Origin of the sequence: Mediterranea massiliensis, from assembly GCF_900128475.1 — a bacterium.
GTDB lineage: Bacteria > Bacteroidota > Bacteroidia > Bacteroidales > Bacteroidaceae > Bacteroides > Bacteroides massiliensis_E.
Window position 1 is genome coordinate 191,666 of the sequence record NZ_LT635834.1, and the last position, 6,233, is coordinate 197,898.

The 6,233-nt window shown below is 54.0% G+C and carries 5 protein-coding genes; 1 reads left to right on the plus strand and 4 read right to left on the minus strand.

Features of this window, described 5'->3' with window-relative positions:
• Positions 1–199 precede the first annotated feature (199 nt).
• The 4 genes from BQ7483_RS02120 to BQ7483_RS02135 are packed head-to-tail and all read right to left on the minus strand — an operon-like array spanning position 200 to position 5,359.
• Positions 200–1,768 carry an alpha-isopropylmalate synthase regulatory domain-containing protein gene (locus tag BQ7483_RS02120; RefSeq protein WP_022021015.1) on the minus strand — a complete coding sequence of 523 codons (1,569 nt, stop codon included), beginning with the start codon at positions 1,766–1,768 and terminating at the stop codon, positions 200–202.
• A gap of 28 nt (positions 1,769–1,796) precedes the next feature.
• Positions 1,797–2,396 (minus strand): 3-isopropylmalate dehydratase small subunit, encoded by a 600-nt coding sequence (leuD, locus tag BQ7483_RS02125; protein WP_072544667.1) that lies wholly within the window; start codon positions 2,394–2,396, stop codon positions 1,797–1,799.
• Between the two features lie 42 nt (positions 2,397–2,438).
• Positions 2,439–3,833, minus strand: coding sequence for a 3-isopropylmalate dehydratase large subunit (gene leuC, locus BQ7483_RS02130; protein WP_072544668.1), 1,395 nt, complete (start codon positions 3,831–3,833; stop codon positions 2,439–2,441).
• A 32-nt stretch (positions 3,834–3,865) separates the two neighbouring features.
• On the minus strand, positions 3,866–5,359 hold the full coding sequence (locus BQ7483_RS02135; RefSeq protein ID WP_072544669.1) for a 2-isopropylmalate synthase: 1,494 nt from the start codon (positions 5,357–5,359) through the stop codon (positions 3,866–3,868).
• 336 nt (positions 5,360–5,695) lie between these two features.
• On the opposite strand from BQ7483_RS02135, the gene BQ7483_RS17665 reads away from it, so the two are divergent.
• Entirely contained in the window at positions 5,696–6,013 is a 318-nt protein-coding gene (locus BQ7483_RS17665) for a hypothetical protein (RefSeq protein WP_154673562.1), read from the plus strand.
• Positions 6,014–6,233: the final 220 nt, after the last annotated feature.

Here is a 6,233-nt window from a genome sequence, read left to right on the forward strand (position 1 = left end):
TTTCCCAAGCTGAAGGGACAGAACGGATGCCTGTGTCTACAGCAATGTCTGAGCCGCCAGTCTCTGTTTCCCCACGGAGTAACTTTCGTTTCCCCCGCAGGAAACGCCCGTTTCCCCAGTAGGAAACGACAGTTCCCCCAGCAGGGAACGCCCGTTCCGCAAGCAGGAAATTACAGTTTTCTGCGCAGCCTCAGGGCTATTACATACGCGGAGAGGAGTCAGAAGATGCCTCAGTCTTGTCGTAACTGTCCTCGATGAGGTTCAGCATCTTCATCGTAGCCTTGATGGCAGCCTCCGTCTGGTCGGCGTCGAGGCCGCGGGTGCGGAGCACCTTGTCGTCGAAGCTCCACGTGATGACCGTCTGCACGAAGGCGTCCGTACGTCCACCGGGCGGGATACTGACGGCATAATTGGTCAGCATCGGGAAGCGGCGGCCCAGCGTACCCTTGTACACCTTGCGCAGGGCGCGGACGAAGGCATCGTATTGACCGTCGCCGCTGCTGTTTTCTTCGTACTCCTTGCCGTTGATTTCCACCTTGATGGTGGCCATCGGCTTCAGCCCGTAGGCCAGGTTGACGATGTAGCTCTTCAGCTTGACGCGCTCGGTGCGCACGTCGTGCTTCAGCACGTCGGACACGATGTAGGGCAGGTCTTCCTGCGTGACGAGCTCTTTCTTGTCGCCCAGCTCGATGATGCGTTCGGTAACCTTGCGCATCGACTCGTCGTCCAGCTGCAACCCCAGGTCTTCGAGGTTCCTGCGGATGTTGGCCTTGCCGGAATTCTTGCCGAGGGCATACTCGCGGCGACGGCCGAAGCGTTCGGGCAGGAGGTCATTGCAATAGAGGTTGCGCTTGTTGTCGCCATCGGCATGCACGCCCGCCACCTGCGTGAAGACATTCTCGCCCACGATGGGCTTGTTGGCGGGGATGGCAATGCCGGAATACGACTCCACCACGCGGCTCACTTCGTTCAGACGGCTCTCGTCGATGCCTGTTATGGCGTTGAAGTGGTCCTTCAGGATGGCCTGTACGCTGGCCAGCGGGGCATTGCCCGCACGTTCGCCCAGACCGTTGATGGTGGTGTGCAGGCCACGGCAGCCGCTCAGCACAGCTGCCAGCACGTTGGAGACGGCCAGGTCGTAGTCGTTGTGTGCATGAAAGTCAAAATGCACGTCGGGATAACGTTTCTTCATCTTGCGCATGAACTCAATGACCTGCAGGGGATTGAGGATGCCCAGTGTGTCGGGCAGCATGAAGCGGCGGATAGAAGTGCCGACAAGGGCATCCATCAGCTGAAAGACGTAGTCGGGCGAATCTTTCATGCCGCTGCTCCAGTCCTCCAGATAGATGTTGACGTCCATGTCGAGCGAGTCGGCGTAGTCCACCACCGCACGGATGTCGGCGATGTGCTCCTCGGGAGTTTTCTTCAGTTGGTATGTGCAATGCTTCAACGAGCCCTTGCACAGCAGATTGATGACACGACACCCGGCGGCATGTATCCAGTCGACGGACACATGCCCGTCCACAAAACCCAGCACCTCGACGCGCTGCAACAGGCCGCGGCGGGCGGCCCAGTCACAGATCATGCGCACGGCATCGGCCTCGCCGTCGGACACGCGGGCAGAGGCTACCTCCACACGGTCCACCTTCAGCTCCTCGAGCAGCAGACGGGTAATCATCAGCTTCTCGTGGGGCACGAAGGATACGCCGCTGGTCTGCTCCCCGTCGCGCAGGGTGGTGTCCATGATCTCTATTCTTGGATGGTTCATAGTTGGCAAATTATTGTGGCAGGTGGCATCATTTGTGTGCCGCCGATTCATATTCCTCTATCTTCTTCTTGTTTTCTACCAGGAAGTCGATGTCGTCCAGCCCGTTCATCAGGCAATGTTTCTTGTAGGCATTGATTTCGAATGTTTCCGTGCGGCCCGTTGCCTTGTTGGTCACCGTCTGGGCGGGCAGGCTCACTTCGACTTCGGTCTTGGGATCGGCCGCAATGCTCTCGAACAATTCTTTCAGAAAAGCTTCGCTCACCACCACGGGCAGCACGAAGTTGTTCAGCTCGTTGTTCTTGTGGATGTCCGCAAAGAAACTGGAGATAACTACACGGAAACCATATCCGGCAATGGCCCAGGCGGCATGTTCACGGCTGGAACCCGATCCGAAGTTCTTTCCGGCTACCAGGATGCAGCCGCTGTACGTGGGATTGTTCAGCACGAAATCCTTGTTCAGCGTACCGTCGGCATTGTAGCGCCAGTCACGGAAAAGGTTGTCACCGAAAAACTTCTCCTCGCGCGTCGTTGCCTTGAGGAAACGGGCGGGGATAATCTGGTCGGTATCTACGTTCTCCAGCGGCAGGGGAACGCAGGTGGAAGTTATGATGTTGAATTTCTGTTTCATTGTAGTACGATAGTTAATGAATGATCATCTGTATGCATATTCTTACATCAGTTCGCGCGGATCGGTAATCACGCCCGTCACGGCAGCGGCAGCAGCAGTCAGCGGACTGGCCAGCAACGTGCGCGAACCGGGTCCCTGACGTCCTTCGAAGTTGCGGTTCGAAGTAGACACGGCATACTTGCCCGCAGGCACCTTGTCGTCGTTCATTGCCAGACAGGCGGAACAGCCCGGCTGACGGATTTCGAAGCCTGCCTCGGCCAGCACCTTGTCCAGTCCCTCTTCACGTATCTGGGCATCGACCATCCACGAGCCGGGAACCAGCCACGCTACCACGTGGGGAGCCTTCTTGCGGCCTTTTGCAATGGAAGCGAAGGCACGGAAGTCCTCTATACGACCATTCGTACAAGCACCGAGGAACACATAGTCTATCTTCTTGCCCAGCAACGACTCGCCCGGCTGGAATCCCATGTAGTCGAGCGACTTCTGGAACGAAGCCTTTGCCGCCTCGCCCATACCTTCGGTGGTAGGGATATGGGCGGTGATGCCCATGCCCATACCGGGGTTGGTGCCATAGGTAATCATCGGTTCGATGTCGGCAGCGTCAAAACGCACTTCCTTGTCGAACACAGCATCTTCATCGCTCTTCAGTGTCTTCCAATAGGCCACTGCCTTGTCCCAATCCTCGCCCTTCGGCGCATATTCACGGCCTTTGATGTAGGCGAAGGTCACCTCGTCGGGTGCCACCATGCCGCCGCGTGCACCCATTTCGATGCTGAGGTTGCACAGCGTCAGGCGGCCTTCCATCGTCAGACTGCGGACAGCCTCGCCGGCATATTCCACAAAATAACCCGTGGCACCGCTGGTCGTCATCTTCGACATCATATAGAGAGCGAGGTCCTTGGCTGTCACTCCCTTGCCCAGCCTGCCGTCCACGGTGATGCGCATCGTCTTGGGCCGTGTCTGGAGGATGCATTGCGAAGCCAATACCATCTCCACCTCACTGGTACCGATACCAAAGGCTACGGCACCCATGGCTCCGTGGGTCGACGTATGGGAGTCTCCACATACGATGGTCATCCCCGGCAAGGTCAGGCCGCGTTCGGGCCCTACGACGTGGATGATGCCGTTCTTGGGATTCATCATCCCGAAATGTGTCAGCCCGAATTCCTCGGCATTCCGTGCCAGCGTGTCTACCTGCTTGCGCGATACAGGATCCTCGATGGGTTTGTCCTGGTCGTGCGTCGGCGTATTATGGTCAGGCATACAGAAAATCTTTTCCGGACGGAAGCAGCGGAGCCCCCTTGCCCGCAAGCCCTCGAAAGCCTGCGGACTGGTCACCTCATGGCAGTAGAGGCGGTCGATATAAAGCTGTGTGGGACCATCTTCCACCTTCTGCACCACGTGGGCGTCCCAGATCTTATCAAACAATGTATTCATAATGAATAAATTAATTAGAATCTTTGCTATGTTTATTTGAATTTATTGATACAGTCGATGTATGCTTCCACAGAAGCGGCAATGATGTCGGTGTTGGCACCGAAACCGTAGTAGCTGCGATTGTCGTACTCCACCTGCATGTGTACCTTACCCATATCGTCGCTTCCCTTGCTGATGGCCTGGATCGTGAATTCCTTCAACGTCATCTGACGGTCGATGATTTTCTTCAGTGCCTTGATGGCCGCATCCACCGGACCGTTGCCGCTGGCAGCTGCCTCAAACTTCTCGCCCGCGATATTCAATCCGATGCTGGCCACGGAACGGACACCCACACCGCTCGTCACTTGCAGGTATTCCAGCTTGATGCGGTGATTCTGCGTACGGTCGGCACCGGCCAGTACCAGAATGTCATCATCATTGATATCCTTCTTCTTGTCGGCCAGTTTGAGAAACTCTTCGTATATTTTGTCCAGTTTCTCCTGAGTCAGCTCCACACCCAGCACGTGCAGACGATTCTTCAACGCCGCACGTCCGCTACGGGCCGTCAATACGATGGAGTTGTCGTCGATGCCCACGTCGTGCGGATCGATGATTTCATAGGTCTGCGCATTCTTCAACACGCCGTCCTGATGAATACCCGAAGAATGGGCAAAGGCGTTGCGGCCCACGATAGCCTTGTTGGGCTGCACGGGCATATTCATCAGGCTGGACACCATGCGGCTCGTCGGATAAATCTTCTGCGTATTGATGTTTGTCTCGATATCGATATCCTTATGGCACTTGATGATCATCGCCACTTCCTCCAACGCAGTATTTCCGGCACGTTCACCGATACCGTTGATAGTCACTTCCACCTGGCGGGCACCGTTCAGCACACCGGCCATCGTATTGGCCGTCGCCATACCGAGGTCGTTGTGGCAATGGGTCGAGATAACAGCGTTATGGATGCCGTCTACATGCTCCATCAGATACTTGATTTTGGCGCCATACTCCGAAGGCAGGCAGTAGCCCGTCGTATCGGGAATGTTCACCACCGTAGCCCCTGCCTTGATGACAGCCTCGATGACACGGGCCAGGTATTCGTTCTCCGTACGACCGGCATCCTCTGCATAAAACTCCACATCGTCCACAAAACGACGGGCGTACTTCACGGCTGCTACCGCCCGCTCGATGATTTCCTCACGGTTGGAGTTGAATTTATAGCGGATGTGAGAATCAGACGTACCGATTCCCGTATGGATACGTTTATGCTTGGCATATTTCAAGGCTTCTGCCGCCACATCGATATCTTTCTGGACAGCACGGGTCAGGGCACAAATGGTAGGCCACGTCACAGCCTTGGATATTTCAATCACCGAATTGAAGTCACCCGGACTCGAAATGGGAAATCCTGCCTCAATGACATCCACGCCCAGCAGCTCCAGCTGCTTGGCCACTTGGATTTTCTCTACTGTGTTCAACTGACATCCCGGAACCTGTTCGCCGTCGCGAAGCGTCGTGTCGAAAATAAATAATCTGTCACTCATCTTGTTTATTGTATTTATAAGTTTATGTGCAATAAAAAAGCCTTTCGCACAGGGAAGTGAGAAAGGCTTCATATATATCTTTGAATTTACATATAATCATGCACGACACTCACTTCCACTACGTTTTCCTAGCAGAATAATAATGCCACACAGCAGAATATATGTAAAGTTCTGAATAATCATCTCATCATTTTGGTTTTAAAACGATGCAAAGGTAGAGATAATTTCATAGCACGCAAACAAATCCGTTACTTTTTTCAATCAAAACACGACATTCTATAACAATACGCATTACATCACCGTGAATATGACATAAAAAAGGCGCACCCGAAAGGGATGCGCCACAATATGGGTCACCATCAAGGTTATTTCTCACAAGTCTTGTCACATGCCTTCTTCTGGCACGCAGCATTTTCGCAGTCACCTCCACAGCTGCCTTTGCAGCCGTCCTTACAGATGCTGTCATTGGCACAGCACTCACCAGCGTTTTTCGTACATGCAGAATCACAAACTTGCACAGCTGTATCAGCATTTGCCTCTGCTGCCTTCTTGTTACCACAAGACATCACAGTCAAAGAAAACACGAACATCACAGCCAAAAATACTTTTGTCTTCATAAATCCAATTAATATTAAAAATAAACCTATAAAATAATTCAAGCGCAAATATAACAAAAGTCGAAAACAGAAAAATAAGCTCACCCATTTTTTGTTTCAGTTTAACGCAGCACTTCCTGAGGTTCTGAGGAAGTGCTTCATGAGGGCGTGAGGAAGCACTTCATGAGGACATGAGGAAGCACTTCCTGAAGAGGTGACGCAGCACTGCGTGGGGAGGCGGGGAAGCGCGGCACGGGAGGGCCGGCCGCGGGGAAGCG

What these genes read in the sequence shown, in the direction of transcription:
- BQ7483_RS02120 (WP_022021015.1), bottom strand. Translation starts at nt 1,768, where the DNA reads ATGAACCATCCAAGAATAGAGATCATGGACACCACCCTGCGCGACGGG.
- leuD (WP_072544667.1), bottom strand. Translation starts at nt 2,396, where the DNA reads ATGAAACAGAAATTCAACATCATAACTTCCACCTGCGTTCCCCTGCCG.
- leuC (WP_072544668.1), bottom strand. Translation starts at nt 3,833, where the DNA reads ATGAATACATTGTTTGATAAGATCTGGGACGCCCACGTGGTGCAGAAG.
- BQ7483_RS02135 (WP_072544669.1), bottom strand. Translation starts at nt 5,359, where the DNA reads ATGAGTGACAGATTATTTATTTTCGACACGACGCTTCGCGACGGCGAA.
- BQ7483_RS17665 (WP_154673562.1), top strand. Translation starts at nt 5,696, where the DNA reads ATGCGCCACAATATGGGTCACCATCAAGGTTATTTCTCACAAGTCTTG.